This window comes from Pelomonas caseinilytica (genome assembly GCF_021353235.1).
GTDB classification, from domain to species: Bacteria; Pseudomonadota; Gammaproteobacteria; order Burkholderiales; family Burkholderiaceae_C; genus Pelomonas; species Pelomonas caseinilytica.
In genome coordinates this window covers 792,141-817,911 of the sequence record NZ_JAJTWT010000001.1, presented here as the reverse complement: position 1 = coordinate 817,911, position 25,771 = coordinate 792,141, and the positions used below count along the sequence as shown (strand labels likewise).

The window sequence follows — 25,771 nt, the reverse complement described above, 5'->3', positions numbered from 1 at the left end:
CACGCCGTCAGGGCTCGAACCGCGGTGCCTGCGGCGCCTGCAGCACGCCGGCCTGCACCAGGGCGGCGGCGCGCTCGATGTCGGGCGCGAGGTAGTGGTCTGCCGGGCTGCTGGCGCAGTCGGCGCGCAACCGGGTGTGCAGGGCCTCGACGGCGGCCGAGCTGCGCAGTGGGCGCAGGAAGTCGATGCCCTGGGCCGCGGCCAGCAGCTCGATGGCGACGATGTGGGCCGTGTTGTCGATCATGGCGTGCAGGCGGCGCGCCGCGAAGGTGGCCATGGAGACGTGGTCCTCCTGGTTGGCGCTGGTGGGCAGGCTGTCGACGCTGGCCGGGTGGGCCAGGCTCTTGTTCTCGCTGGCCAGGGCGGCGGCGGTGACGTGGGCGATCATGAAGCCGCTGTGCAGGCCCGCGTCGGCCGTCAGGAAGGGTGGCAGGCGCGAGATGCCGGGATCGATCAGCATGGCGATGCGGCGCTCGGCGATGGCGCCCACCTCGGCGATGGCCAGCGCCAGGTTGTCGGCGGCGAAGGCTACCGGCTCGGCGTGGAAATTGCCTCCGGAGATCATCACGTCCTCGAACACCAGCGGGTTGTCCGTCACCGCGTTGGCCTCGCGCACCAGCACCTGGGCCGCGTGGCGGGCTTGATCGAGGCAGGCGCCCATGACCTGGGGCTGGCAGCGCAGGCAGTACGGGTCCTGCACGCGCTCGTCGCCCTCGCGGTGCGAGGCGCGGATGGCGCTGCCGGCCAGCAGCTCGCGGTAGACGCCCGCCACCTCCACCTGCCCGGGCTGGCCGCGAACGGCGTGGATGCGCGCATCGAAGGGGCCGTCGCTGCCGCGGGCCGCGTCCAGCGTCATCGCGCCGCTGGCCAGGGCCGTGGCGAACAGGGCCTCGAAGCGCAGCAGCGCATGCAGGGCCAGCGCCGTGCTGGCCTGGGTGCCGTTGATGAGGGCCAGACCCTCCTTGGCCGCCAGCGTGAGCGGCGCCAGGCCCAGCCGGGCCAGTTCGTCGCGCGCGGGCACGCGCTGCCCGGCCACCAGGGCCTCGCCCTCGCCCATCAGGGCCAGGGTCAGGTGGGCCAGGGGCGCCAGGTCGCCGCTGGCGCCCACCGAGCCCTGGGCCGGCACGTAGGGCACGAAGCCGGCGTTCAGTGCGTCCAGCAAGGCCTGCACCACGGCGCGGCGCACGCCGGAGAAGCCCCGCGCCAGGCTGCCGGCCTTGGTGGCGAGCATGAGGCACACGACTTCCGGCGACATCGGCGCGCCCACGCCCACGGCATGGCTGCGGATGAGGTTGAGCTGCAGGGCCGCGAGCTGGTCCTTGGCGATGCGGGTGCTGGCCAGCTTGCCGAAGCCGGTGTTGACGCCGTAGACGGGCGCGTCGCCGGCCGCCGCGGCGGCCACCCGCGCCGCGCTGGCGTCGACCGCCGCCCAGTCGTCGAGTTCGAGGTGGATGCGGCCGGCGGCGACGTCGGCGAGCTGGGCGAGGCTGAGGTGTCCGGGAGTGAGCTTCATGCGGAGGGCAGGTTCAGTTCGTTCTTGCGGGCGCAGTCCAGGGCCGTCTCGTAGCCGGCATCCGCATGGCGCATGACGCCGGTGGCGGGATCGTTCCACAGCACGCGGGCCAGGCGGCGGTCCGCGGCCTCGCTGCCGTCGCAGACGATGACCACGCCCGAGTGCTGCGAATAGCCCATGCCCACGCCGCCGCCGTGGTGCAGGCTCACCCAGGTGGCGCCGCCGGCGGTGTTGAGCAGGGCGTTGAGCAGGGGCCAGTCGGAGACGGCGTCGGAGCCGTCCTTCATGCCCTCGGTCTCGCGGTTGGGGCTGGCGACCGAGCCGCTGTCGAGGTGGTCGCGGCCGATGACGATGGGCGCCTTGAGTTCGCCCGTCCTGACCATCTCGTTGAAAGCCAGGCCGGCGAGGTGGCGCTCGCCCAGGCCCAGCCAGCAGATGCGCGCCGGCAGGCCCTGGAAGGCGATGCGCTCGGCGGCCATGTCCAGCCAGCGGTGCAGTGCCCGGTGCTGCGGGAAAAGTTGCTTGAGCTTCGCGTCGGTCTTGCGGATGTCTTCGGGGTCGCCCGACAGGGCCACCCAGCGGAAGGGGCCCTTGCCCTCGCAGAAGAGGGGGCGCACATAGGCCGGCACGAAGCCGGGGAAGTCGAAGGCGTCGGCCACGCCCTGGTCCTTGGCCACCTGGCGGATGTTGTTGCCGTAGTCCACGGTCGGGATGCCCATGCGCTTGAAGGCCAGCATGGCGCGCACATGGGTCGCGCAGCCCGCGGCGGCGGCGGCCTTGAGCTCGGCATGGCGGGCCGGGTCGGCCGCGGCGGCCTTCCACCGCTCCACCGTCCAGCCTGGCGGGCAGTAGCCGTGGATGAGGTCGTGGGCCGAGGTCTGGTCGGTGACGAGGTCGGGCCTCACGCCGCGCCGCGCCAGCTCCGGCAGCACCTCGGCCGCGTTGCCCAGCAGCGCGACCGACACCGCACGGCCGGCCGCCGTGTGGGCCTGGATGCGCTCCAGCGCGTCGTCGAGGTCGCGGGCCTGCTCGTCCACGTAGCGGGTCTTGAGCCGGAAGTCGATGCGGCTTTGCTGGCATTCGACGTTCAGCGAGCTGAAGCCGGCGAAGGTGGCCGCCAGCGGCTGGGCGCCGCCCATGCCGCCCAGGCCCGCCGTCAGCACCCAGCGGCCGGTGGCGACGCCGCCGTAGTGCTGGCGCGCCGCCTCGGCGAAGGTCTCGTAGGTGCCCTGCACGATGCCCTGGCTGCCGATGTAGATCCAGCTGCCGGCCGTCATCTGGCCGTACATCATCAGTCCCTTGCGGTCCAGCTCGTGGAAGTGCTCCCACGTCGCCCAGGCCGGCACGAGGTTGGAGTTGGCCAGCAGCACGCGCGGCGCATCGGCATGGGTGCGGAACACGCCCACCGGCTTGCCCGACTGCACCAGCAGGGTCTCGTCGTCGCCCAGCTCGCGCAGGCTCTTGAGGATGGCGTCGAAGGCATCCCAGTTGCGCGCCGCCTTGCCGATGCCGCCATAGACGACGAGCTCGTCCGGGTTCTCGGCCACGGCGGGGTCGAGGTTGTTCTGGATCATGCGGTAGGCGGCCTCGGTCAGCCAGCTCTTGCAGTGCAGCTGGGTGCCGGTGGGCGCTTTGACGGGGCGGGGCAGGGCGGTCATGGGCGGCTCCTCGAAGTGGGGTGCACTCTAGTTGTCTATACAAGTCAAGTCAACTAGCATGCAGGCATGTCCCGCACGCCCACCACCCCCGAGCCGCAGTACCTCAAGGTCAAGAACCATCTCCGCGAAGGCATCGCCAGCGGCCACTGGGTGGCCGGCGACCTGCTGCCGAGCGAGGGCGCGCTGGTGGCCCAGTTCGAGGTCAGCCGCATGACGGTGAACCGCGCGCTGCGGGAGCTGGTGCAGGAGGGGCTGATCGAGCGCGTGCAGGGCGTGGGCAGCTTCGTCGCCCAGCTGCACCGCATCTCCAGCACGCTGAACGTGCGCGACGTGCACGAGGAGATCGCCGAGCGCGGCGGGCTGCACGAGGCGCGCGTGCACGCCCTGGTGCGGGGCAAGGCCACGCCGCAGCAGGCGGCGGAGCTGGGTCTCAAGCGCGGCGCGCCGGTCTTCCTCAGCCTCATCACCCACCTGGAGAACGGCGTGGCCATCCAGTGCGAGGAAAGGGCCGTCAACCCCGCCTGCGCGCCCGACTACCTGTCGCAGGATTTCACGCGCATCACGCCCACCCACTACCTCCTGGAGGTGGCCCCGCTGTCGGAAGCGCGCTACATGATCGAGGCGGCCCTGCCCGGCGAGGTCGAGGCCAAGCTGCTCGGCATCAACCGCCGCGACCCCTGCCTGGTGGTCAAGCGCATCACCTACAGCCGGGGCGTGGCCGTGACCAGCGTGAAACTCACCCACCCCGGAGCACGTTACCAATTGCAAGGGAGCTTCTCGGCATGAGTTCCGGGACCTGGAGCTGCGGAGAATGCGCAGTTCCCCGCCCGTCGGGGTTCAGTGCAGTGCGAGGGTAGAACAATGAGTTGGAGCAGGGTCAGCGCCGCGGACGTGCAACCTCAGGCCTGGAAGAACAAAGGCGGCACGACGCGCGAGCTGCTGGCCTGGCCGCACGCCCACGACTGGGCGCTGCGCGTGAGCGTCGGCCGCGTCGAGCGGGACGGGCCCTTCTCGGCCTTCCCGGGCGTGCACCGCTGGCTGGCCGTCGTGGCCGGCCGGGGCCTGCGCCTGTTCGACTGGCCGCAGAACGTCGGCGACGAACCCCTGCGCTTCGACGGCGGCCTGGCTCCCGAGGCCGAGCTCGTCGACGGGCCCTGCGAGGTCTTCAACGTCATGGAGCAGCGCGGCAACCTGGAGGTCGAGTCGGCCCACCACGTGCTGCTGCCGCGCACGCCCTGGGTGGGGCTGTTCACCGTCCAGGGCGGCCTGCTCGAGCATGGCCACCGCGCCATGCCCATGGCGCCGCTGACCCTGGCCTGGTGCGAGTCGCCGGTGGCGCAGAGCTGCGTCTTCACCGGCGAAGGCCAGGCCTGGTGGCTGACCTGGAGCCCCGAATGAAGCTCTGGCGCGGCGGCCGGCTGGCCACGCTCGCGGGCGAGCGCGGCTGGGGCCTCGTCGACGACGGCGCCCTGCTGGTGGACGGCGGCCGACTGCTCTGGGTCGGGCCCAGCGCCGAGTTGCCGGAGCAGGCGGCCGGCGCCGAGGTCGTCGAACTGGGCGGGGCCCTGGTCACGCCCGGCCTCGTCGACTGCCACACCCACCTCGTCTACGGCGGCAACCGTGCCGACGAGTTCGAGCGGCGCCTGCACGGCGAGAGCTATGCCGACATCGCCAAGGCCGGCGGCGGCATCCGCTCGACCGTGGCCGCCACGCGCGCGGCCAGCGAGGCCGAGCTGCTCGCCGCGGCCCGCAAGCGGGCCCTGGCCCTGGTGCACGAAGGCGTGACGACACTGGAGGTGAAGTCCGGCTATGGCCTGGACCTGGCGACGGAGGCGCGGATGCTGCGGGTGGCCCGCCGGCTCGCGGAGCTCGGCGTGGACGTTCGCACCACCTGCCTGGCCGCCCATGCCCTGCCGCCCGAGTTCAGCGCCGCCGACGACTACATCGACGCCGTCTGCGCCTGGCTGCCGCGGCTGCAGGCCGAGGGCCTCGTGGACGCGGTGGACGCCTTCTGCGAGCACATCGCCTTCAGCCCGGCCCAGGTGGCGCGCGTCTTCGACACTGCCCGGCGGCTGGGCCTGCCCGTCAAGCTGCATGCCGAGCAGCTGAGCGACCAGGGCGGGGCCGCGCTCGCGGCGTCCTGCGGCGCCCTGTCCTGCGACCACCTCGAATACCTGAGCCCGGCGGGCGTGCACGCCATGGCGCAGGCCGGCACCGTGGCCGTCCTGCTGCCCGGCGCCTTCTACGCGCTCAAGGAAACCCGCCTGCCGCCCGTCGAGGCGCTGCGCGAGGCCGGCGTGCCCATCGCCATCGCCACCGACCACAACCCGGGCAGCTCGCCCACGCTGTCGCCGCTGCTGATGCTCAACATGGCCTGCGTGCTCTTCGGCCTGACGCCCGAGGAAGCCCTGCGCGGCATGACGGTGAACGGCGCCCGCGCCCTCGGCCTGCGCGACCGCGGCCAGCTCGTGGCCGGGCAGCGGGCCGACTTCTGCATCTGGGATGGCGGCCACCCGCGCGAGCTGGCAGCATGCTTCGGCCATAACCCGCTGATAGAGCGGGTGAGTCAAGGAGTCCAGGGAGGACCATGAGCGTCTATCAACTCCAGCAGGGCCGCGTGCCGCTGCTGATCAGCCTGCCCCACGTCGGCACGGAGATCCCGGCCGAGATCGCCGGGCAGCTGGTGTCGCGCGCCCTCGCCAGCGAGGACAGCGACTGGCACCTGGAGCGCCTGTACCGGCCCCTGGCCGAGGCCCTGGGGGCCAGCCTCCTCGTGCCGCGCCACAGCCGCTACGTCATCGACCTGAACCGCCCGCCGGACGACCAGCCCCTGTACCCCGGCGCCTCGGGCGGCACCGGCCTGGTACCCACCCGCTTCTTCACCGACGACCCGCTCTACCGCGACGGCGCCGAGCCCGATGCCGCTGCCATCGCCGCGCGGCGCGAGGCCTACTGGCGGCCCTACCACGAGGCCCTGGCCGGCGAGCTGGCGCGGCTGCGCGAACGCCATGGCCATGCCCTGCTCTTCGACGGCCACAGCATCCGCTCCGAGCTGCCCTGGCTCTTCGAGGGCGAGCTGCCCGCGCTCAACCTGGGCACGGCCGACGGCGCCGCCTGCTCGCCGGCCCTGGCGGCCCGCCTGGCCGCCGTGCTGGCCGGGCAGCAGCGCTTCAGCCACGTCGTCGACGGCCGCTTCAAGGGCGGCTACATCACCCGCCACTACGGCCGGCCCGGCGAGGGCGTGCAGGCCGTGCAGCTGGAGATGTGCCAGCGCTGCTACATGGACGAAGCCCTGGACCCCCGCCACGCCTACGACGAAGCCGCCGCCGCCGAGGTCGCGCCGGTCATCGGCGCCCTGCTGCAGGAGATGCTCGCATGCCAGCCCTGAAGAAGCTCCATGCACCGCTGGCCTGGGTGGACGGGCGCTGGCAGCGCGACGTGCTGCTCACCGTGGACGCCGCCGGCCATTGGGCCGAGATCGCCGTCAACCTGCCCCGGCCCGAGGACGCCGAGGCCCTGGCCGGTCCCGTCATTCCCAGCCTGGTCGACGCCCACAGCCACGCCTTCCAGCGCGCCTTCGTCGGCCTGGCCGAACGGCGCGACGCGGGGCAGGACGACTTCTGGAGCTGGCGCGACCGCATGTACGCCCTGGCCCTGCGCATCTCGCCCGAGCAGCTGCGCGCCGTGGCCAGCCAGCTCTACGCCGAGCTGCTGCGCGGCGGCTACACCCAGGTCTGCGAGTTCCACTACCTGCACCATCCGGCGGACCCGGCCCATGGCGGCCAGGCCTTCGACGACGAACTGGCCATGGCCTGGGCCCTGGCCGAGGCCGCCGAGGACGTGGGCATCGGCCTGACCCTGCTGCCGGTGGTCTACACGCGCAGCGGCTTCGGCGCCGCAGGCCTGCGGCCCGACCAGCACCGCTTCGCCGCCGACGCCGACTGGGCCTGGCGCGCCTGCCAGCGCGTGCTGGCGGCGGGCCTGCCGCGCGTCACCGCCGGCGTGGCCCTGCATTCGCTGCGGGGAGCCTCGCCGGCCGACATCGCGCGGCTGCACGACCTCGTCGGCGGGGCCGACCTGCCCATCCACATCCATGTCGCCGAGCAGACCGCCGAGGTGGCCGACTGCCTGGCGGCCACCGGCAAGCGGCCGTTGCAGTGGCTGGCCGAGGCGGGTCATCTCGACCCGCGCTGGCAGCTCGTCCACGCCACGCATGCCGAGTCCGGCGAGATCGAGGCGGTGGCGCGCAGCGGGGCGGGCATCGTCATCTGCCCGGGCACCGAGGCCAACCTCGGCGACGGCCTGGCCGACCTGCCCGCCTGGCTGGCGGCCGGCGTGCCGCTGACCGTGGGCTCGGACAGCCAGGTGACGCGCGGCTGGGTCGAGGAACTGCGCTGGCTGGAGTATGGCCAGCGCCTGGCCCGGCGCCAGCGCAACGTGGCGTCAGCGCCTGGCAGCCAGCCGTCCAGCGCGGCCCGCCTCTTCGATGCGGCGGTGGCCGGCGGCGCCCGTGCGGCCGGCTTCGCCGCCTGGGGCCTCACGCCCGGCGCGCGGGCCGACGCCCTGGTGCTCAACCGCGAGGCCGATGCCCTGCGCGGCCTGCCCGACGAGGCCCTGCTGGACGGCGTCGTCTTCGGCAGCAACGGCTCGCCCTGGCAGTCGGTCTGGGTGGCAGGCCGGGCGCGCCCCTGGCGGGCGCCGCAGCGCGTGGGCGACGCCTTCGACGCCGCCATGCGCCAGCTCTGGCCGGCCGACAGCTCGGCCGCCGGCTGAGGCTTGGCACCGGCGCGGCGAAGCGTTAGTCTTCGGCCGCACCTGCACAGCCGTGGCATCGGCCCGGCTGCCGCGGACACCGACGGCGCGCAGGACGGAGGCTCGCGCCCGTCGGGGCGCGCAAGGAGGGGCCATGAGACTGAGCGACTTCTCGATCAAGGCGCGGCTGTTCGCGCTCGCCGCGCTGGCGGTGCTGGCCATGCTGGTGGTTGGTCTGCAAGGATTGAGCAGCCTGTCGCGGTCGCGGGCCGATTTCGTCCACTACGTGGACAACGACGTCCAGTCGCTGACCCAGCTGGCCGGCATCCGCGCAGGCGTGGGCAACCTGCGGCGCTACGAGAAGGACCTGCTCATCAACCTTGCCGACGCCCAGGCCATCGCGCGCTACCGCGGGGACTGGGCCGAGACCTTCGACAAGGTGGCGGCGAGCCTCGTCGTGGTGGGGCGCCTGGACCTGCCAACCGAGCTGCGCCGTATGCCCGAGGAGCTGCAGCGGGAACTGCAGGACTACCGCGCCGGCTTCGGCGGCATCCTCGAACGGCTGGGCCGCGGCGAGTTCGCCGACACGGCCTCGGCCAACCGCGCCATGGAGCCGCTCAAAGGCCCCGTCCGGGCCATGGACCGCTCCCTGGCCGAGATGACCGCCGCCATCGAGCGGCATTCGGCCGAGCAGGTGGCCCGCGTGGACGCGCACCAGAGCGCCATCCGCACGGACCTCAGCCTCGTCCTCCTCGGCGCCGTGCTGCTGCTGGTGGCCTACACGGCCGTCAACATCCGCTCCATCCTGCAGCCGCTGGCGCGTGCGGTGAAGACCGCCGAGCGCATTGCCGCGCACGACCTGAGCCAGCCGGTGCTGGCCGACGGGCGGGACGAGACGGCCGCGCTGATGCGCGAGGTGGGAGTCATGCAGGCGTCCATCGTCGAAGTCGTCGCCGGTGTGCGCCAGAGCACCGACAGCATCGCCAACGCCTCGCGGGAGGTCGCCATCGGCAGCCAGGACCTGTCCAGCCGCACCGAGCGGGCGGCGTCCAACCTGCAGGAGACGGCCTCGGCCATGGAGGAGCTGACCGCCAGCGTCACCCATAACGCCGAGGCCGCGCGGGAGGCCAGCCGGCTCGCGGGCGAGGCCGCCGACGTGGCGCGCCGTGGCGGCGCGGTCGTCGACGAGGTGGTGCAGACCATGGGCCGCATCAGCGCCTCGTCGGTCCGCATCGGCGACATCATCACCGTCATCGACGGCATCGCCTTCCAGACCAACATCCTGGCGCTGAACGCCGCCGTCGAGGCCGCGCGGGCCGGCGAGCAGGGGCGGGGCTTCGCCGTCGTCGCCGGCGAGGTGCGCACGCTGGCCCAGCGCAGCGCCGAGGCAGCCCGCGAGATCAAGACCCTGATCACCGAGAGCGGGGAGGGCGTGGAGCGCGGGGCGGCCCTGGTGGGCGATGCGGGCCGCACCATGCACGAGACCATCGCGGCCATCGCCCGCGTCAGCGACATCGTCTCGGAGATCAGCCTCTCCAGCGGCGAGCAGAGCACCGGCATCGGCCAGATCGGCCAGGCCATCGCCGGGCTGGACGAGTTGACGCAGAAGAACGCCGCGCTGGTGGAGGAGTCCGCCGCCGCGGCGGCCAGCCTGCAGCAGCAGGCCGATGAGCTGGCCCGTTCGGTGTCGGTGTTCAGGCTGGCCTGAGGGCAGGCGCCGCCCGGTTGCTTTTTGTAGCGAGCCGGCACGCCCGGGAGGGCGGCATGCGGGAACGGCGGTTGCTGGAGGTTGGGGGCCGCGCCGCCTCGGCGGTGGTGCGACTGGCCTCGTCAACTTCCTGGAAGGTTCATCATGAGCAAGAGATTCACCCCCCTGTCCGCCGCCGTGGCCGCGACGACGGCCGGCCTCATCGTCGTCACGGCCGGCTGCGCGATGAACTCGCGCAGCAACGAGCAGCCCGAAGGCCTGTCCCGCGAGTCCACGCAGAACTCGCAGGCGCCGGTTGCCGAGAACGGCGATTCGTCGACGATGCAGAACTCGTCGACCTCTTCGACTTCGTCGCCCTCGATGGGCGACTCCACCTCGGGCGGCAGCTCGTCGTCGTCCGCTTCGAGCTACCCGAGCACCTCGCCCAGCCAGAGCAGCCAGACCGATACCGGCCTGTCCGCCCCCGGCTCTCCGGCCGGGACGACGTCTCCGACCACCCCGTCCACCTCCTCGACGCCGTCCACGACCAGTTCGTCCACCCCGCCCTCCACCACGTCGGGCAGCAGCGGCTACAACTCGTCGGCCAGCACCGCCGCCGGCACGACCGGCACCTCGCCGAGCAACGGCATGGGCAACAGCGCCAGCAGCAACGCCGGGACTTACGGCAACGACAACAGCAGCGGCTACAACAACAGTAGCAACAACGCCACCAACAACACCACCGGCGGCAGCTACGGCAGCAACGGCACCAGCTACAACAACAACGGCAGCAGCACGAGCAGCACGACGAGCAGCACGGGCAGCAGCTACGACAACGGCCGCAGCCTGCCCCCGCGCAGCGACCGCAACTGACGCGGCAGGCGGCGTCGCTGGCCGGCCGCCTCGGCGGTGGCTCAGCGGCGTGCCGCCAGCGCCCGCGTGAGCGCCTCGGCCGGCCGCAGCGCACCGACCAGGGTGCCGCGCCAATTGCGCAGCGGCAGGTGGCTGTAGCCCTGCAGCAGTTCGTCGTCTTCCCGCTGCAGCAGGGCGGCCGCCACGGCCGCCATGGCCGCCTCGGCGGCGCGCACGGCGCCGTCGTCGACCTTGAGCGCCACGCCCAGGCCCAGTTCCGGCAGCGCGGCGCAGTACACGCCCTCGGCGCCAACCTTGCAGAACAGGCGCTCGCCGAGGGCCTGCATCAGCCGCGTGTCGAAGCGGTCCGTGCCGCCCACCATGAAGGGCGCGGCGGCCACGGCCTGGCGCAGCCGTCGAGCGGCACGGGCATGACCCTCCGACAGCCCCTGGCCCGTGCCCGCGCGTGCGAAGGCCAGTGCCAGCGAGCGCAGCGGCAGGGCGAAGGTTGGGATGGAGCAGCCGTCGGTACCGCGCGGCGCCCGCTCCACGTCCACGCCCGTGGCTGCCGACAGCGCCGCCGACACCTCGCGCATGACGGGATGGTCGGCCGCCACATAGCCATGCACGAAGGCGGCCGGCTCGGTGCCGGCGTGGCGCGCCATCAGGCAGCCCAGGCAGAGGAAGCCGCCATGCTTGCCCGAGCAGTTGTTGTGCAAGGGCGTGGCGATCTCGCCGCGGGCCACCATGCCGCGCAGCACGGGCTCGCGGCTGGGCCATTGCGTGCCGCATTCCAGCGCGTCCACCGTGAGGCCCAGCTTGGCCAGCACGCCGGCCGCGGTGGCCACGTGCTCGGGCTCGCCGCTGTGCGAGGCGCAGGCGAGGGCCAGCTCGGCATCGGTCAGTGCGAACGCCTCGGCAGCGCCGCTGGCCACCAGCGGCAGGGCCTGCAGCAGCTTGACGGCGGAGCGCGGGAACACGGGCCGTTCGACGTCGCCCAAGGCCGTGTGCACGGCGCCCGAGGCGTCGACGACGGCGAGGGCGCCGGCGTGGCGCGACTCGACGCTGCTGCCGCGCAGGACTTCGATGAGGACGGGGTTCATGCCGTGCAGTCTAAAAGGCAGTGCGTTAAAAGGCAGTGCGTTAAAAGGCAGTGCGTTGTTCCTACCTCATGTATCCGTAGACGCGCGACCCTGTGCGCCCTATATTTCTTGGCGACCTGGTGACACAACGACAGCAGCGCGGGCTCCAACGCCGTGCGAACAAGAAGTCGAATGCAAGGGATGCAGGCTGAGTCCCTGCGCGTCAGGTGGTGGCTTGCGAATAGCGCCCCGACTTCCTGGTACGGCCAAAAGGGGAAGGGAACATGAAGCTATCGAATCTCAAGATCGGCGTCCGCCTGTGGGCGGGCTTTGGGGTGGTCATCGTGCTGATGGTCGTGACCATCGTCGTTGCCATCGGCCGCATGAACGGGGCGCAGCAGAGGGTGGACAACATCCTCAACGATCGATACCGCAAGATCGCCCTGGCCACGGAGATCAAATACAACGTCGCGCTGATTCACCAGCACATGCGCGACGGCGTGATCGAGGGCGAAGCCGCGGGCGTGCAGCGTGAAGTCGACGCGATGAACGCCCTGCGTGCGATCAACAAGGACCTGCTGGATACCTTCGACAAGCTCATCAACGTGCCTAAGGCGCGGGACCTGTTCACCGCGATCATGCAAGCGCGCGCGGCCGACCTGGACGCGCAGAAGGAGTTGGTGGCCGCCGTGGCCAGAGGCGATGCAGCCGGCGCTCGGCAACTGCTCGCAGGCAAGATCGCGCAGACCGGCGGCGCCTATGTCAAGTTGCTGGATGACATGGTGCAGCTCCAGAAGAGCAAGATGGACGAAGAGTCCCGCTCGCTGCTGAGCGACTTCGCGTTTGGACGCGCCTTGATGATCGGGCTTGCAGCGGCTGCCGTCGGAATGGCGGTATTCACGGCGTGGTCCATCACCCGAGGCATCACGCGCCCGATGAGCGTGGCCGTCGGGATGGCGCAGCGCGTGGCCGACGGGGATCTCACGGCCGCCATCGAGGTGGACTCCCGGGACGAATTGGGTCAGCTCATGCGGGCACTGAATGCCATGAGTGCCAGCCTGGCGAAGATCGTCAGCGAGGTGCGCTCCGGTACGGATTCGATCGCCATGGCGTCCCGGCAGATCGCGGTCGGCAACCTCGACCTTTCCGCGCGGACCGAGCAGCAGGCAAGTTCGCTGCAGGAAACGGCCGCCTCCATGGAGGAGCTCACCGGGAACGTCCAGAGTACGGCCGACAGTGCACGCCAGGCCAGCCAGCTGGCGAGTTCGGCTTCGGAGGTCGCAGCCAAGGGCGGGCTGGTCGTGTCCCAGGTGGTTTCGACCATGGGCATGATCAACGCGTCGGCCAAGCAGATCGGCGAGATCATCGGCGTCATCGACGCCATTGCATTCCAGACCAACATCCTCGCGCTCAACGCTGCCGTCGAGGCGGCACGCGCGGGCGAGCAGGGGCGCGGCTTTGCCGTCGTCGCCGCAGAAGTCCGTGGCCTTGCCCAACGCTCGGCCGAAGCCGCCAAGGAGATCAAGGCCCTGATCGGCAGCTCCGTGGACCGTGTTGAAGCGGGCAGCATGCTCGTGGACCAGGCGGGTGCCACGATGCAGGAAGTGGTGGCAAGCGTGCAGCGGGTCACGGACATCATCAGCCAGATCACGACGGCGAGCCAGGAGCAGACCGGCGGCATATCCCAGATCAACCAGGCCATCAACCAGATGGACGGCGTCACCCAGCAGAACGCTGCACTGGTCGAAGAAGCCGCCGCCGCCTCCAAGTCCCTGAGTGACCAGGCCGCCAAGCTGGTCAGCGTGGTCAGTGTGTTCCGGCTGTCAGGAAGCCCCGGCTGAGGGGCTGGTGGCCTGATGCCCTAAGCCACGGTCCGATCGGGATGGGGGGTGAGGGGCCGACTGACTACATCGACCTGCCTGAGGCGCGCAACTCAGCAAGGACCGTACTGGATGGCGCGCAGGAAAGACCGCAGGAAGGCGCCGAGGGAATCCGGGCTGGCAGGATAGAACGCTGCAGCCGCCGCTTGCGCTGTTCCGAAAGCAAGAGGCACCAACAACACGACGAGAGTCCGAAGTCGCGCAGGCCGCTGACGGATTGCGGGCAAGGTGAGCCACGCGGCCATGCCGGCGAAGAGTGCCCAAGCGAATGCCGTTTCGTGCCATGCGTAGCCACCGCACGAGAACAGACCGACGTAGCTTCCACAAAGCGATGCCATGAAAACAGGCGTGGCGATGAGGAGTCGGCTATTCATTGCGCCCGGGCTTGCTGTACAGGGGTGCCATTGTCCCGTTCTCGTGTGTGATCAGCGTGAAGTCGGCCTGTCGCCGGAATTGCCCGTCACCGACCAGCCGAGGAAGTCCGCTGCGAGTCCTATTGCAGCCTTCGACTCCGTCGCCCCCTCAGCTCAATCCACATGCACCCGATTCCGCCCACTCCGCTTGGCCGCGTAGAGGGCGTGGTCGGCGCGGTTGAGCAGGGCTTCGGCCTGCAGCGGTGCGCTGCCGCCGGCGATGCCGATGCTCACGCGCACGACCAGGCCCGGCGTGATGGCCGACCAGTCGTGCTCGGCCACGGCCAGGCGTAGCCGCTCGCAGATCTCCGCGGCCTGCTGGGGCGCGATGCCGACGAGCACGGCCAGGAACTCTTCGCCGCCGATGCGGGCCAGCAGGTCGGCGCTGCGCAGGCGGTGGCGCAGCAGCTGGGCCAGCTGCTGCAGCACGGCGTCGCCGACGGCGTGGCCGTGGTTGTCGTTGATGCGCTTGAAGTGGTCGACGTCCAGGGTCGCGACGCTGATGACCTGGCCGGCCATGCGGGCGCCCTCGACGAGCAGCGGCAGCGCGAACTCGGCATGGCGGCGGTTGTGCAGGCCGGTCAGCACGTCCTCGTGGGCGGCGCGGTCCAGGGCGCGGGCGTGTTCGCGCAGGCGCTGCTGCTCGTTCTCGAGATGAGCCGCGCGGGCGCGCTCGCGGCGGGCGTCGGCCGCCGCGCTGTCGGCGCGGGCCTGGGCCTGCTCGACCTGGTCGCGGATGAGGATGACCTCGGTCTGCAGCACCAGGTTGTCGCGGCGGATCTGGCGCTCCAGGCCGCCGAGTTCCTCCAGCCAGCCCAGGGCCTCGCGGTACTGGCCGCAGGCCTTGTGCGTCTCGTACAGCGCCCGCACCAGCAGCCGGCGCAGCTTGGGCGGAGGCTCGGCGGTGGCGCGCAGCAGGGCCTCCAGGATGCGGGCAGCCTGGGCCGGCTCGCCTTTCTGCCGCAGGAAGATGGCCCGCTGGGCGTCGGCTTCGATGGCGAGGGTGCGGTAGCCATGGTCGTGGGCGATGTGGCCGAACTCGTTGAGCAGGGGCAGGGCCTCGTCGAGCTGGCCGCCGGCCAGCAGGGCATTGACGAGGTTGGACACCGCGACCGCGACCTGGAAGGGGCTGCCCGAGTGGCGCGCCAGGGCGGTGGCCTGCTCGGCCGTGCGCCGGGCCTGGGCGACGGCTTCCGTCCGTGCCGCCGCGTCTCCCAGCTCGGTGGCCTCCTGCACGCGGCGCAGCCAGTAGTAGGCGAGGTTGTTGTGGCAGGAGAACAGCACCTCGGCGGCCTCGGTGCCGGCCGCGATCTCCAGCGCCTGCTCGGTGGACGCGCAGGCCTGGGCGGGGTTCTCGAGGCTGGAATAGGCGACGCCGACGCGGTTCAGCGCCCAGGCCTCGCGGGCCGCATCGCGGGCGCGGCGGGCGGCGGCCAGGGCCTTCATGCCCGCCGCCAGGGCCTCGCGGCCCATCAGTGACTGGGCGTAGACGTAGCACTGCGAGGTCAGGGCGTCGGCCAGCAGGCCGTCGTCGCCCAGCCGTTCGGCCAGGCCCAGGGCTTCGGTCGCGCAGCGGGCGCTGGCCGTCAGGTGGCCCAGGCGCGGGTACTGGTGGGCCAGCAGGGCCAGGGTCCGGGCGCGCCGCTGCAGCTCACCGGCCGGGCAGGTCTTCAGCAACTGCTCCAGCGCCTCGCACGAGGCCTCGTAGGCGCCGGCCGCGGCGCGCTGGCGTTCGGCGGCCACGGCGCGATCGAAGGCGGCGGCGTCGAAACCGCCGTTGCCGGCGGGCGGGGGCGGGAGGTCGAGCAGGGCGGCCATGGGAAGCTGTCGATTCTTGCCCAGCCCCAGAATGCCGGCCATGACGGATGCGACTGTTTTCGGGATCGACTTCACGAGTGCGCCCCGCCGTGGCAAGCCCATCGTCGTGGCGGAAGGCCGCCGGCAGGGGGCCGTGGTGCGGCTGCAGGGGCTGACAGCGCTGGACAGCCTCGACGCCTTCTCGGCCTGGCTGCGCCGGCCGGGGCCCTGGGTGGCGGGGTTGGACCTGCCCTTCGGCCTGCCGCGCGAGCTGGTGGAGCACCTGGGCTGGCCGACCGGCTATGCCGCCCTGATGGCGCATTACGCCGGCCTGGAGCGGGCCGAGATCCGCGAGCGCTTCGCGGCCTTCTGCGACGCGCGGCCGGCGGGGTCCAAGTTCGCCCACCGCGCCTGCGACGGGCCGGCGGGGTCGAGTTCGAGCATGAAGTGGGTCAACCCGCCGGTCGCGTGGATGCTGCACGCCGGCGTGCCCCGCCTCATCGAGGCCGGCGTGAGCCTGCCCGGCCATCTCGACGGCGACCCGGCGCGCGTGGCGCTGGAGGCCTACCCCGGCCTGCTGGCGCGCGAGCTGATCGGCCGGCGCTCCTACAAGAGCGACACCCGCGCCGCGCAGACACCCGAGCGCCTGATCGCCCGCAAGGACATGGTCGAGGCGCTGGAGCAGGGCCGCACGCAGCTGGGCCTGCGCCTGAAGCTCAGCCACGCCCAGCGCGACGAACTGGTGGCGGACGGCAGCGGCGACCGCCTCGACGCGGTGCTGGCGCTGGTGCAGGCGGCCTGGGCGACGACCCAGCCGCGCTATGCCTGGCCGGAGGGCGTCGACCCGGTCGAGGGCTGGATCGTCGGCTTGACGTGACTGCCCCCGGCCCAGCCCCGCGCGCTGAACGCGGCGCGTGTCCGGTCCGCCCCCCAAGGGGGCGGCGATGCTCGCGGCATCGAGCCGCGAGCACATCGCCAGCGCGGGCCGGCTCGGGGCGGCCCAGCGCTCGGCCCGCAACACTCCGCCGTTCCATGAACAACCGAGGCGCTACGGCTGCAGCCCGTCCCAGCCCCAGCGCGCCACCTGCAGCCCCGCCGGCACGTCGTCGGGCGAGGCGGGGTAGGCGCTCATGCGCTGGGTAGTGGACCAGCTGAAGTAGGCGAGCAGGGCCTCGCGCAGGGCCGGCTTGGTGATGCCCGCGTCGTCCAGGGCCTGGGCGAAGCAGGCGATGGCGCGGCGGTCCATCTCCTCGTGCGCGCCATTGCCGCTGTGCATGCGCACCACCGCCGTCTCGCTGCCGCCCAGGGCCGTGTACAGCGCCGGCCCGCCCCAGGCCTCGCTCCAGTAGGCGGCCAGGCGCGCGGTGTGATCGGGATGGAAGCCGTGGCTGAAGGCGTGGGACACGACCTCGTCGGCCAGCACGCGCTCGTGCCAGGCGTGGGCCAGCCGGCGCACGCCGTCGAGGCCGCCGAGGGCCTGGAAGAGGGTGGGAGGGGGCATGGCAGTCGCTCGGAGCGGAAGTGGCCCATCCTAGAACCGAGTGTTGCCCGCAACAGACGTCATGCCCGCCCTGTCGCACGCGGGTGTGCGGCGCGCTTCTTGCTGCGCCGAGAATCTCGCGCCCTTTCCACGCTCTTCAGAGGTGACCCCACCGTGAACCCTGCCGCCCGTTCGCCCGCCACGACCCTGCTGCCGCTCGCCGCGGCGCTGCTGACCAGCTTCTCCCCGGCCCTGTGGGCCCAGGCCGCGAGCGGCGACGGCGCGGCGGGCGACACGGGCAAGGCGGCACTGGCGCGGGTAACGGTCACCGGCTCCAACATCCGCCGCGCCGACGCCGAGACGCCCAGCCCGGTGCAGAACCTCACCGCGGCGGACATCGCCCGCAGCGGCTACAGCACCCTCGGCGAGGTGCTGCAGCACCTGTCGGCCAACAACATGGGCTCGCTCGGCCAGGCCACGCCCGGGGCCTTCGGCGCCGGCGGCAGCGGCATCTCGCTGCGCGGGCTGACGGTGGGCGCCACGCTGGTGCTCATCGACGGCCACCGCATGGCCTCCTACCCGCTGCCGGACGACGGCCAGCGCGACTTCGTCGACATCGCCTCCATCCCCGTCGACGCGGTCGAGCGCGTCGAGGTGCTCAAGGACGGCGCCTCGGCCATCTACGGCTCCGACGCCATGGCCGGCGTCGTCAACGTCATCCTCAAGCGCAGCCACAGCGGCACGGCCCTGCATGCCGACTGGGGCCAGGCCAGCCGCGGCGACGGCCGCAGCCTCAAGCTCTCGGGCATCCGCGGCTTCGGCGACCTCGACCGCGACCACGTCGCCGGCTACGTGGCCGCCAGCGCCCGGCGCCAGGACGCCATCCTGCTGAGCGACCGGCCGGCCCTCGGCGGCTCGGACTGGACGCGCTACGGCGGCGAGGACCTCGGCCTCGTCGCCAACCCGGAGCTGCAGGTCTCGCCGCGCACGCGCAACTACAGCCTGCTCGGCAAGCTCACGGCCCTGCTGCCCAAGGACTGGACGCTGTCGGTCGCCGCCTCGGTGCTCGGCAGCGAGGCCACGCAGGTGGGCCTGCTGAACACGGTGTCGCCCTCGGGCGGCATCACCACCTTCGCCTTCGGCCCCGACCATCCCAGCCCGCAGCCCACGGCACTCAACGGCACCAACGTCATCGACCCCGCGACCGGCCTGCCGGTGGACCAGGAGTTCGGCGACCTGCCCGCCCAGCGCTCGCGCACCTCCACCCGCTCGACCCGCTTCGTGACCGAGCTGTCGGGCGGCTGGGCCGGCTGGGACCTGCAGGCCACGCTCGGCCTGACCCGCGTCGCGACCGAGCTGACCGCGAGTCATTTCATCAGCCTGCCGGCCCTGCAGTCGGCGCTGGACAGCGGCCGTTACGTCATCGGCGCCAACAACCCCGCCGACGTGCGCGCGACGCTGACGCCTGAGGGCCGCTCGACCTCGACCAACACGCTCAACTTCCTGTCGCTGCGCGCCAGCCGAGACCTGATGCCGCTGGACGGCGGCGCCCTGGCCCTCGGCCTGGGCCTGGAGTACAGCAAGCGCTCGCTGGACGAACGCTTCCCCGACGGCTTCGCCACCGGCGCCCAGGCGAGCAACATCTACGCCTTTGGCGTGGGCAAGCAGACCATCAGCGCGGCCTACGTCGAGCTGGCCGCGCCGCTGACCCGCCAGCTCGAGGTCGACGCTGCCGCCCGGGTGGACCATTACGACACCTACGGCTCGTCGGTGACGCCCAAGGTCGGCGCCAAGTACCGGCCGCTGCGCGAGCTGACGCTGCGCGGCACCTACGCCGGGGGCTTCCGTGCGCCCAACCCGGTGGAAGCGGGCGTGTCCGGCTCCAGCGCCGGCTACCTGCCGCCGCTGGTGGACACGGCGCTGTGCAACCTCGTCAAGCCCGGCCAGCCCTGCGACATCGGCGTGGGCGGCACCCAGCTGCAGCTGCCCGGCAAGGACCTGCGGCCGGAGAAGTCGATCTCGTACACGCTGGGCCTGGTCTTCGAGCCGAACGCCGCATTCAACCTGACGCTGGACTACTACGACATCCGCATCCGCAACCAGATCGTGTCGGTGGGCCTCTTCGGCCAGTACCAGATCGACACGCCCGAGGCCTACGGCACGCAGCTGTACCGCGTCAACAGCCCGACGACGCCCAACGCCGCGCCCACCGGCCCGGACGACACCATCCTCTACGGCACCTATCCCTTCATCAACCTGGGCAGCGCCCGCACCAGCGGCGTGGACCTCGACATGCGGCTGCGCCTGGAGGCCGGTGGCTGGGGCGTGTTCACGCCGCAGCTGCAGTGGACGCACATGATCCGCTACACCATCGACCGCGGCCCCGGCCAGCGCTACGAGATGGCCGGCACGCACGGGCCGAGCTTCGTCTCCACCAACACCGGCACGCCGCGCGACCGCGCCGCCCTGGCCCTGACCTGGGCTCGCGGCCCGGTCGAGCTGACCGGCACGCTCAACCACGTCAGCGGCATGCGGGTGGAGGACGCCAGCTACAACCTGCCCGACTGTGCGGCGGCCCTGTCGACCATCTTCCCGAACGGCTTGCCGGCCGGCGGCTCGCCGCTGTGCCGGGTGCCCTCGTTCACGACCTTCAACCTGGCCGGCTCCTGGAAGCTGAGCGAGGCCCTGAGCCTGCGCGCCTCGGTGGCCAACCTCTTCGACCGCCGCGCGCCGGTCGACGCCTTCGCCTCGGGCTCGACGGGCGGCGGCGTGTCCTCGGGCGGGGCGCACTACAACCCCTCGCTGCACCAGGAGGGCGCCGTGGGCCGCTACTTCACCGTGGGGGCGAGCTACCGGTTCTGAGCCCGCGGCGCCCGTCAGCCGGTGTCGATCTCGAAACGCAGCCACAGAGACACAGAGAGGTACGGCTGCGTCGATGTGCTGGTGATCTCTCTGTGCCTCTGTGCCTCCGTGGCTGTGTTCGGTATTCCCGGCTAGAGATCCGGGAGAACCTCCGGCTCGCCCGCCTGCGCCAGATGCGTGACCAGCGGCAGCCCCGGCCCCCAGGCGTGGATGAGCCAGCCGGGCGTTTCCAGCGCGATGCGCAGCGGGGCGTCGGGTGCGAGGTCCAGGGCCACCTGGTGGGCGGTGGAGGGGGCGCTGATCACGGCGGCATGGGCGACGCGGCCCAGGGTCATGCGGTGGAGATGGCCGCAGACGATGCGCTGCACCTGCGGGTGGGCGGCGATCAGCGCCTCGAAGCCGGCCGCGCCCTGTATCAGGGCCATGGTGTCCATGACGGCGAGTCCGGTCGGATGCGGCGGGTGGTGCAGGGCCACGATGGCCGGCACGTCGGGGCGTTCGGCCAACAGGCCATGGGCCTGCGCGAGCCGCGCTTCGTCGAGGCCGCCGTGCGGCTTGCCGGGCACGAGGCTGTCGAGCACGACCAGGCGCAGCGGCCCGGGCAGGTCGAGGGCGTACTGCAGGGCCTGTCCGCCCGGTGCGCCGCAGTGCACGCCGGGCAGGCCGGCAAAGGCCGCCTGCAGCGGGCCGCGCGCGTCGTGGTTGCCGGGCAGGAGGGCCAGGGGCAGGCCGGCATCGAGCAGGGGTTGGAGCAGTTCGCGCAGGTGGGTGTATTCGTCCGGGTGGCCGGCGTCGACGAGGTCGCCGCTGATGAGCGCGGCCACGGGCCGCGGTCGCACGCGCAGCACCCGTTCGACGGCATGCCGCAGCGCCGCGGCCGTGTCCACCTGCCCGCCGATCCGCCGGCCCCGGTGGGTGACGTGGGGGTCGCTGAGTTGGACGAGCAGGTAGGGTGTGGCGTCCATGGCCGGCCTACTTGCGCATCAGAGTGGACTTGCCGAACAGGCTCTCGATGAGGTCGACCGCGACCAGCGCGGTCTTGTTCTTCTCGTCCAGCGCCGGGTTGAGTTCGACGAGGTCCAGCGAGGCCATGCGGCCGGTGTCGGAGATCATCTCCATGCACAGGTGGGCTTCGCGGTAGGTCGGGCCGCCGCCGACCGTCGTGCCCACGCCGGGCGCCATCACGGGGTCGAGGAAGTCGACGTCGAAGCTGACGTGCAGGTGGGTGTTGTCGTCCAGCGTCGCCAGGGCCAGCTCCATGGTGTGGCGCATGCCCATCTCGTCGATGAAGCGCATATCGAAAACCTCCAGGTCGTGCTGGTGCACGAAGGCGCGCTCGCCTTCGTCGACGCTGCGGATGCCGATCTGGCGTATCCACTTGGGGCTGATGGCGGGCACGTGGCCGCCGATCTCGATCAGCTCCTTGGGGCCGAAGCCGCACAGGCAGGCGACGGGCATGCCGTGGATGTTGCCGCTCGGGGTGAGCTCGCTGGTGTTGAAGTCGGCATGGGCGTCCAGCCAGAGCACGCGCAGCTTCTTGCCCATGTCGCGGCAGTGGCGCGCGACGGCGCTGATGGAGCCCAGGCCCAGGCAGTGGTCGCCGCCGAGCAGGATGGGCATGCGGCCGGTCCTGAGCTCGGCATAGACGGCCTCGTGCACGGTGCGGTTCCAGGCGACCACCTCCTCGAGGTGGCGGTAGCCCGACACGGGCGGCTGCCAGGGGTTGGTCGGGCCGACGAGGTTGCCGCGGTCGACCACGTCCACGCCGCGCGCGCGCAGGGCTTCGGCGAGGCCGGCCACGCGCATGGCTTCGGGGCCCATGCTGGCGCCGCGGGCGCCGGCGCCGACGTCGGTGGGGGCGCCGATGAGGGAGACGTGTCTGAGCTTGGTCATGGTGTCGTGATGCTGGAGAGTTCGGGTTCCGCTTCCAGCACGGTCCAGGCCTCCTCGGCCGTCTCGACGTAGTGGAAGAGCTTCTCGTCGCCGGGGCTGATCATGCCGGTCTCGAGCAGCAGCTCGACGTTGATCAGCCGGGTCCAGAACTCGCGCCCGAACAGCAGGATGGGACGGCGGCGGCTCTTGCCGGTCTGGATGAGGGTCAGGGTCTCGAAGAGTTCGTCCAGCGTGCCGAAGCCGCCGGGGAAGCAGACGAGGGCGAGCGCGCGCATCAGGAAATGCATCTTGCGCAGGCCGAAGTAGTGGAAGCGGAAGCACAGCTCCGGCGTGATGTAGGGGTTGGGCACCTGTTCGTGCGGCAGCACGATGTTCAAGCCCACGCTCTTGCCGCCCACCTCGTAGGCGCCGCGGTTGCCAGCTTCCATGATGCCGGGGCCGCCGCCGGTGGCGATGACGACGGGCCGGCCGCGCTGGGCGCATTCGGCGGTGGCGATCTGGGCGAAGCGGCGCGCCTCTTCGTAGTAGCGGCTCATCTCGAGCTTGTTGCGCGCGATGCGCAGGCTGGCCTCGTCGCCGCTGGCCTCGGCGGCGGCCACCAGCGCCTGGGCGGCATCGGCCGACAGGATGCGCGCGCTGCCGAAGATGACGATGGTGGAGGTGACGCCCTGCTCGTTCTGCACCACCTCGGGCTTCATCAGCTCCAGCTGCATGCGCACGGGGCGCATGTCCTGGCGCAGCAGGAAGGCTTCGTCCTTGAAGGCCAGTTCGTAGCTGCTGCCCGGGCTGTCGTAATCGGGATGGGGCTGCAGGGTGCGGCACTCTTCCCGGGCGGTGGGGAAGTTGCGCGTCGGGACGTCGGTCGGTTTCATGGGAGCGGAGTGTGGGCAGGTCGGCGCCGGATTTTGTGCCCCAATGCGGCGCGCCCGCGGGATTTCATGCGCCGCAGACGGGGCAATCCGGGTCACGCTGCACGGCGATCTCGCTCCATTGCATGCGCCGGCCGTCCAGCATCAGCAGCCGGCCGGCAAGGGGCTCGCCCACGCCGGCCAGCAGCTTGAGGGCCTCGGCCGCCTGCAGGCTGCCGATGATGCCCACCAGCGGCGCGAACACGCCCATGGTGGCGCAGGCCACGTCCTCGAAGCCCGACTCGGGCGGGAACAGGCAGGCATAGCAGGGGTGCTCGCCATGGGCGCGATAGACGCTGACCTGCCCGTCGAAGCCGATGGCCGCGCCCGACACCAGCGGGCGGCCGTGGCGCACGCAGGCGGCGTTGACGAGATGGCGGGTGGCGAAGTTGTCGCTGCAGTCGATGACGACGTCAGCACGCGGTACCTCGGCGTCGAGCAGGGCGGCGTCGGCCTTGCGGGCCAGGGTGCGCACCTGCACGGCCGGGTTGAGCGCCGCCATGCGCGCCGCGGCCGACTCGACCTTGGGGCGGTCCAGGCTGGCCATGTCGTGGGCGATCTGGCGCTGCAGGTTGGTCAGCGACACGGTGTCGTGGTCGACCAGGGTGATGCGGCCGACGCCGGCCGAGGCGAGATAGAGCGCCACGGGCGAGCCGAGGCCACCGGCGCCGATGACCAGGGCCGACGCGTCGAGCAGGCGCTGCTGGCCGTCGATGCCGATTTCGTCGAGCAGCAGGTGGCGGGAGTAGCGCAGCAGGTCGTCGTCGGTCATGGCGTCAGGATAGCCCTTGGCCGGCGTCCGGCCACAGCGGCTGCCCCATGCTGCGCCGCATCGCCTCGATGAAGTAACGCAGCCGTGCGGGGGGCGCGGGCGGGTTGGGGTAGAGCAGGTGCACCGGCAGGGCCTCGCCGCGCCAGCGCGGCAGCAGCCGCACCAGCCGGCCCTGCTCGATGTCATGCTGCACCGCCCAGCCGGACAGCAGGGCCGCGCCCAGGCCCAGGCGCACGGCCTCGCGGTTGGCGTAGAGGCTGTCGGTGGCGAGCACGGGGCGGATGGCGACGCGCCCGCGTTCGCCGTCGTCGCGCCACAGCTGCAGTTCGTGGCGGTAGAAGGTCTGCAGCGCCACCCAGGGCAGCTCGGCGAGGTCCTCGGGGCGCTCCGGCATGCGCCCCGCCAGCAGCGCGGGCGAGGCCACCAGCACGCGCGGCACGCGGGCCAGCGGGATGGCCACGACGGCGCCTTCGGCCCGCCCGCCCACGCGGATGGCGCAGTCCAGCCCCTGTTCGACGAAGTTGGGCGGCGCGTCGCTCAGCAGCCATTCCACCCGCAGCCCCGGCGCCGCCTTGAGCGCCTGCACCAGGGGCGCCACGAGATGCTCCTGGCCGAAGGCATGGGGCACCTGCACGCGCAGCAGGCCCTCCGGCAGGCCGGGCTCGGCGCGCAGCGATTCCTCGAAGCCCTCCCAGGCGCTCGCCAGGGCCTTGGCCTGTTCGTAGGCGCTCTCGCCGGTTTCGGTCAGTCTCAGGGCGTGCGTCGAGCGCTGCACCAGCGGCTGGCCGAGCTGGCGCTCCAGGGCCTGCAGGCGGCGGCTCACCGTCGGCTGCGTCGTGCCGAGCTGGCGGGCGGCCGCCGACAGGCTGCCTGCTTCCACCACGCGGACGAAGGTCTGCATCAGCAGCAGGCGGTCGAAACTCGTGCTCATGCATGAAGCGTATGTCAGTCAGTGAGGCTATGCGTCTAGCAGGGGGATTGCCGGCTCGCGAAACTCCCGGCCATGAACTCCACTCCTGCCTCTCCCACCCTTGCGGCCGGCGCGTCCGCCGCCCCGGCGCTCGGTGCGGCCCTGACGCTGCTGCTGGCCACCGCCACCGGCCTGGCCGTGGCCTCCATCTACTACGTGCAGCCTCTGCTCGGCCTGCTGTCGGCCGATTTCGGCGTCGGCAGCGCCACCATCGGCCTGCTGCCCACGCTGACCCAGCTCGGCTACGGCGCGGCCATCCTGTTGCTGTCCCCGCTGGGCGACCGTTATGACCGCCGCCGCATCATCGTCGTCAAGGCGGCGACGCTGGTGGCGGCCCTGGCCTCCGCGGCCGTGGCGCCGGGCTTCGCGGCCCTGTGCGTCGCGAGCATCGCCATCGGGCTGACCGCCACGCTGGCCCAGGACCTGGTGCCGGCCGCCGCGACGCTCGCGCCCGAGGCCGAGCGCGGCCGGCGCGTCGGCCAGGTCATGACGGGGCTGTTGCTCGGCATCCTGCTGTCGCGCGTGGCCGCCGGCTCCCTCGCCGCCCTGGCCGGCTGGCGGGCGGTGTACGGCACGGCCGCCGTCGCCGTGGCCCTCGTCATGCCGTTGCTGTGGCGCGGCCTGCCGCGCTTCGTGCCGGCGACGCAGGCCGGCTACGGCGCCCTGCTGGCCTCGATGGCGGGCCTGTGGACGCGCTACCCCGCGCTGCGCCGGGCCGCCCTGGCCCAGGGCCTGCTGTCCGTGGCCTTCAGCGCCTTCTGGTCGACGCTGGCGCTGGTGCTGGCCGGGCCCGAGTTCGGCCAGGGGAGCGCCGTGGCGGGGGCCTTCGGCCTGGCGGGTGCGGCCGGCGCCCTCGCGGCGCCCCTGGCCGGCGGCATGGCCGACCGGCGCGGTCCGCAGGCGGTGATCCGGGCGGCGGCGCTGCTGGTCTTCGTGGCCTTCGCGGCCGAGGCCGTCGCGCCGGCATCGCTCTGGGGCCTGGTGGCGGTGGCCGTGGTGTTCGACCTGGGCGTGCAGGCGGCCCTGGTGTCCCACCAGAGCGTCATCTACAGCCTCGACCCGGCCTCGCGCAGCCGGCTGAACGCGGTGCTGGTGAGCTCGATGTTCGTCGGCATGGCCAGCGGCGCGGCGCTGGGCTCGGCGCTGCTGGCTGCCTTCGGCTGGCGGGCGGTGCCGGCGCTGGGCGCCTTGGCGGCGCTCGGCGCGCTGGCCGTCGCACGCCGGGGCGGCTGACGCGCGGGCCGGCAAAGAG

General features: G+C 72.2%; 21 protein-coding genes. 11 read left to right on the top strand and 10 right to left on the bottom strand.

The genetic code is table 11. From position 1 onward, the window contains the following. Positions 1–7: 7 nt before the first annotated feature. Both hutH and hutU read right to left on the bottom strand, forming a co-directional pair. Positions 8–1,513, bottom strand: a complete 1,506-nt coding sequence (hutH, locus tag LXT12_RS03850) for a histidine ammonia-lyase (protein WP_233389614.1) — start codon at positions 1,511–1,513, stop codon at positions 8–10. Next, entirely contained in the window at positions 1,510–3,171 is a 1,662-nt protein-coding gene (gene hutU / locus LXT12_RS03845) for a urocanate hydratase (protein WP_233389612.1), read from the bottom strand. The genes hutH and hutU overlap by 4 nt, the downstream gene beginning before the upstream one ends. Positions 3,172–3,237: 66 nt before the next feature. On the opposite strand from hutU, the gene hutC reads away from it, so the two are divergent. The 7 genes from hutC (at position 3,238) to LXT12_RS03810 (ending at position 10,483) form a co-directional block, all read left to right on the top strand. Next, positions 3,238–3,957: a histidine utilization repressor gene (hutC, locus tag LXT12_RS03840; RefSeq protein ID WP_233389610.1), complete on the top strand. Its 720-nt coding sequence runs from the start codon at positions 3,238–3,240 to the stop codon at positions 3,955–3,957. Between the two features lie 75 nt (positions 3,958–4,032). Continuing rightward, positions 4,033–4,569, top strand: coding sequence for a HutD/Ves family protein (locus tag LXT12_RS03835; RefSeq protein WP_233389608.1), 537 nt, complete (start codon positions 4,033–4,035; stop codon positions 4,567–4,569). Next, the gene (gene hutI / locus LXT12_RS03830) at positions 4,566–5,762 is read left to right on the top strand and encodes an imidazolonepropionase (RefSeq protein ID WP_233389605.1); all 1,197 of its coding nucleotides are present in this window, start codon (positions 4,566–4,568) and stop codon (positions 5,760–5,762) included. Before LXT12_RS03835 ends, hutI begins: the two co-directional genes overlap by 4 nt. Then, positions 5,759–6,559, top strand: coding sequence for an N-formylglutamate deformylase (gene hutG / locus LXT12_RS03825; RefSeq protein WP_233389604.1), 801 nt, complete (start codon positions 5,759–5,761; stop codon positions 6,557–6,559). The genes hutI and hutG overlap by 4 nt, the downstream gene beginning before the upstream one ends. Beyond that, a complete protein-coding gene (gene hutF / locus LXT12_RS03820; protein ID WP_233389601.1) occupies positions 6,547–7,944 on the top strand; it encodes a formimidoylglutamate deiminase in 1,398 nt (465 codons plus the stop codon). The genes hutG and hutF overlap by 13 nt, the downstream gene beginning before the upstream one ends. Positions 7,945–8,077: 133 nt before the next feature. Then, positions 8,078–9,631: a methyl-accepting chemotaxis protein gene (locus LXT12_RS03815; RefSeq protein WP_233389599.1), complete on the top strand. Its 1,554-nt coding sequence runs from the start codon at positions 8,078–8,080 to the stop codon at positions 9,629–9,631. Between the two features lie 144 nt (positions 9,632–9,775). Continuing rightward, the gene (locus LXT12_RS03810; RefSeq protein ID WP_233389596.1) at positions 9,776–10,483 is read left to right on the top strand and encodes a hypothetical protein; all 708 of its coding nucleotides are present in this window, start codon (positions 9,776–9,778) and stop codon (positions 10,481–10,483) included. Positions 10,484–10,524: 41 nt separating this feature from the next. On the opposite strand, the gene LXT12_RS03805 is transcribed toward LXT12_RS03810, so the two are convergent. Further along, on the bottom strand, positions 10,525–11,565 hold the full coding sequence (locus tag LXT12_RS03805; RefSeq protein WP_233389594.1) for an asparaginase: 1,041 nt from the start codon (positions 11,563–11,565) through the stop codon (positions 10,525–10,527). Positions 11,566–11,828: 263 nt separating this feature from the next. On the opposite strand from LXT12_RS03805, the gene LXT12_RS03800 reads away from it, so the two are divergent. Further along, complete coding sequence (locus LXT12_RS03800) at positions 11,829–13,385, top strand: methyl-accepting chemotaxis protein (RefSeq protein ID WP_233389592.1); 1,557 nt, start codon at positions 11,829–11,831, stop codon at positions 13,383–13,385. Positions 13,386–13,951: 566 nt separating this feature from the next. On the opposite strand, the gene LXT12_RS03795 is transcribed toward LXT12_RS03800, so the two are convergent. Continuing rightward, positions 13,952–15,655 carry a GGDEF domain-containing protein gene (locus LXT12_RS03795; protein ID WP_233389591.1) on the bottom strand — a complete coding sequence of 568 codons (1,704 nt, stop codon included), beginning with the start codon at positions 15,653–15,655 and terminating at the stop codon, positions 13,952–13,954. Between the two features lie 40 nt (positions 15,656–15,695). On the opposite strand from LXT12_RS03795, the gene LXT12_RS03790 reads away from it, so the two are divergent. After that, a complete protein-coding gene (locus tag LXT12_RS03790; RefSeq protein WP_233389589.1) occupies positions 15,696–16,511 on the top strand; it encodes a DUF429 domain-containing protein in 816 nt (271 codons plus the stop codon). A 171-nt stretch (positions 16,512–16,682) separates the two neighbouring features. On the opposite strand, the gene LXT12_RS03785 is transcribed toward LXT12_RS03790, so the two are convergent. Further along, entirely contained in the window at positions 16,683–17,135 is a 453-nt protein-coding gene (locus tag LXT12_RS03785; RefSeq protein ID WP_233389587.1) for a globin domain-containing protein, read from the bottom strand. Positions 17,136–17,288: 153 nt separating this feature from the next. On the opposite strand from LXT12_RS03785, the gene LXT12_RS03780 reads away from it, so the two are divergent. Continuing rightward, complete coding sequence (locus LXT12_RS03780) at positions 17,289–19,976, top strand: TonB-dependent receptor (RefSeq protein ID WP_233389585.1); 2,688 nt, start codon at positions 17,289–17,291, stop codon at positions 19,974–19,976. A gap of 131 nt (positions 19,977–20,107) precedes the next feature. Here LXT12_RS03780 and LXT12_RS03775 read toward each other — a convergent pair whose 3' ends face one another. The 5 genes from LXT12_RS03775 to LXT12_RS03755 form a co-directional block, all read right to left on the bottom strand. Beyond that, positions 20,108–20,941 (bottom strand): phosphodiesterase, encoded by an 834-nt coding sequence (locus LXT12_RS03775; RefSeq protein WP_233389583.1) that lies wholly within the window; start codon positions 20,939–20,941, stop codon positions 20,108–20,110. A gap of 7 nt (positions 20,942–20,948) precedes the next feature. Further along, positions 20,949–21,869, bottom strand: a complete 921-nt coding sequence (rocF, locus tag LXT12_RS03770) for an arginase (protein WP_233389581.1) — start codon at positions 21,867–21,869, stop codon at positions 20,949–20,951. Then, the gene (locus LXT12_RS03765; protein WP_233389580.1) at positions 21,866–22,741 is read right to left on the bottom strand and encodes an LOG family protein; all 876 of its coding nucleotides are present in this window, start codon (positions 22,739–22,741) and stop codon (positions 21,866–21,868) included. The genes rocF and LXT12_RS03765 overlap by 4 nt, the downstream gene beginning before the upstream one ends. Before the next feature lie 64 nt (positions 22,742–22,805). Beyond that, positions 22,806–23,549: a HesA/MoeB/ThiF family protein gene (locus tag LXT12_RS03760; RefSeq protein ID WP_233389573.1), complete on the bottom strand. Its 744-nt coding sequence runs from the start codon at positions 23,547–23,549 to the stop codon at positions 22,806–22,808. A 4-nt stretch (positions 23,550–23,553) separates the two neighbouring features. After that, positions 23,554–24,480, bottom strand: coding sequence for a LysR family transcriptional regulator (locus tag LXT12_RS03755; RefSeq protein ID WP_233389571.1), 927 nt, complete (start codon positions 24,478–24,480; stop codon positions 23,554–23,556). Positions 24,481–24,552: 72 nt separating this feature from the next. On the opposite strand from LXT12_RS03755, the gene LXT12_RS03750 reads away from it, so the two are divergent. Then, positions 24,553–25,752, top strand: a complete 1,200-nt coding sequence (locus tag LXT12_RS03750; protein ID WP_233389569.1) for an MFS transporter — start codon at positions 24,553–24,555, stop codon at positions 25,750–25,752. The last annotated feature ends 19 nt before the right edge of the window (positions 25,753–25,771 follow it).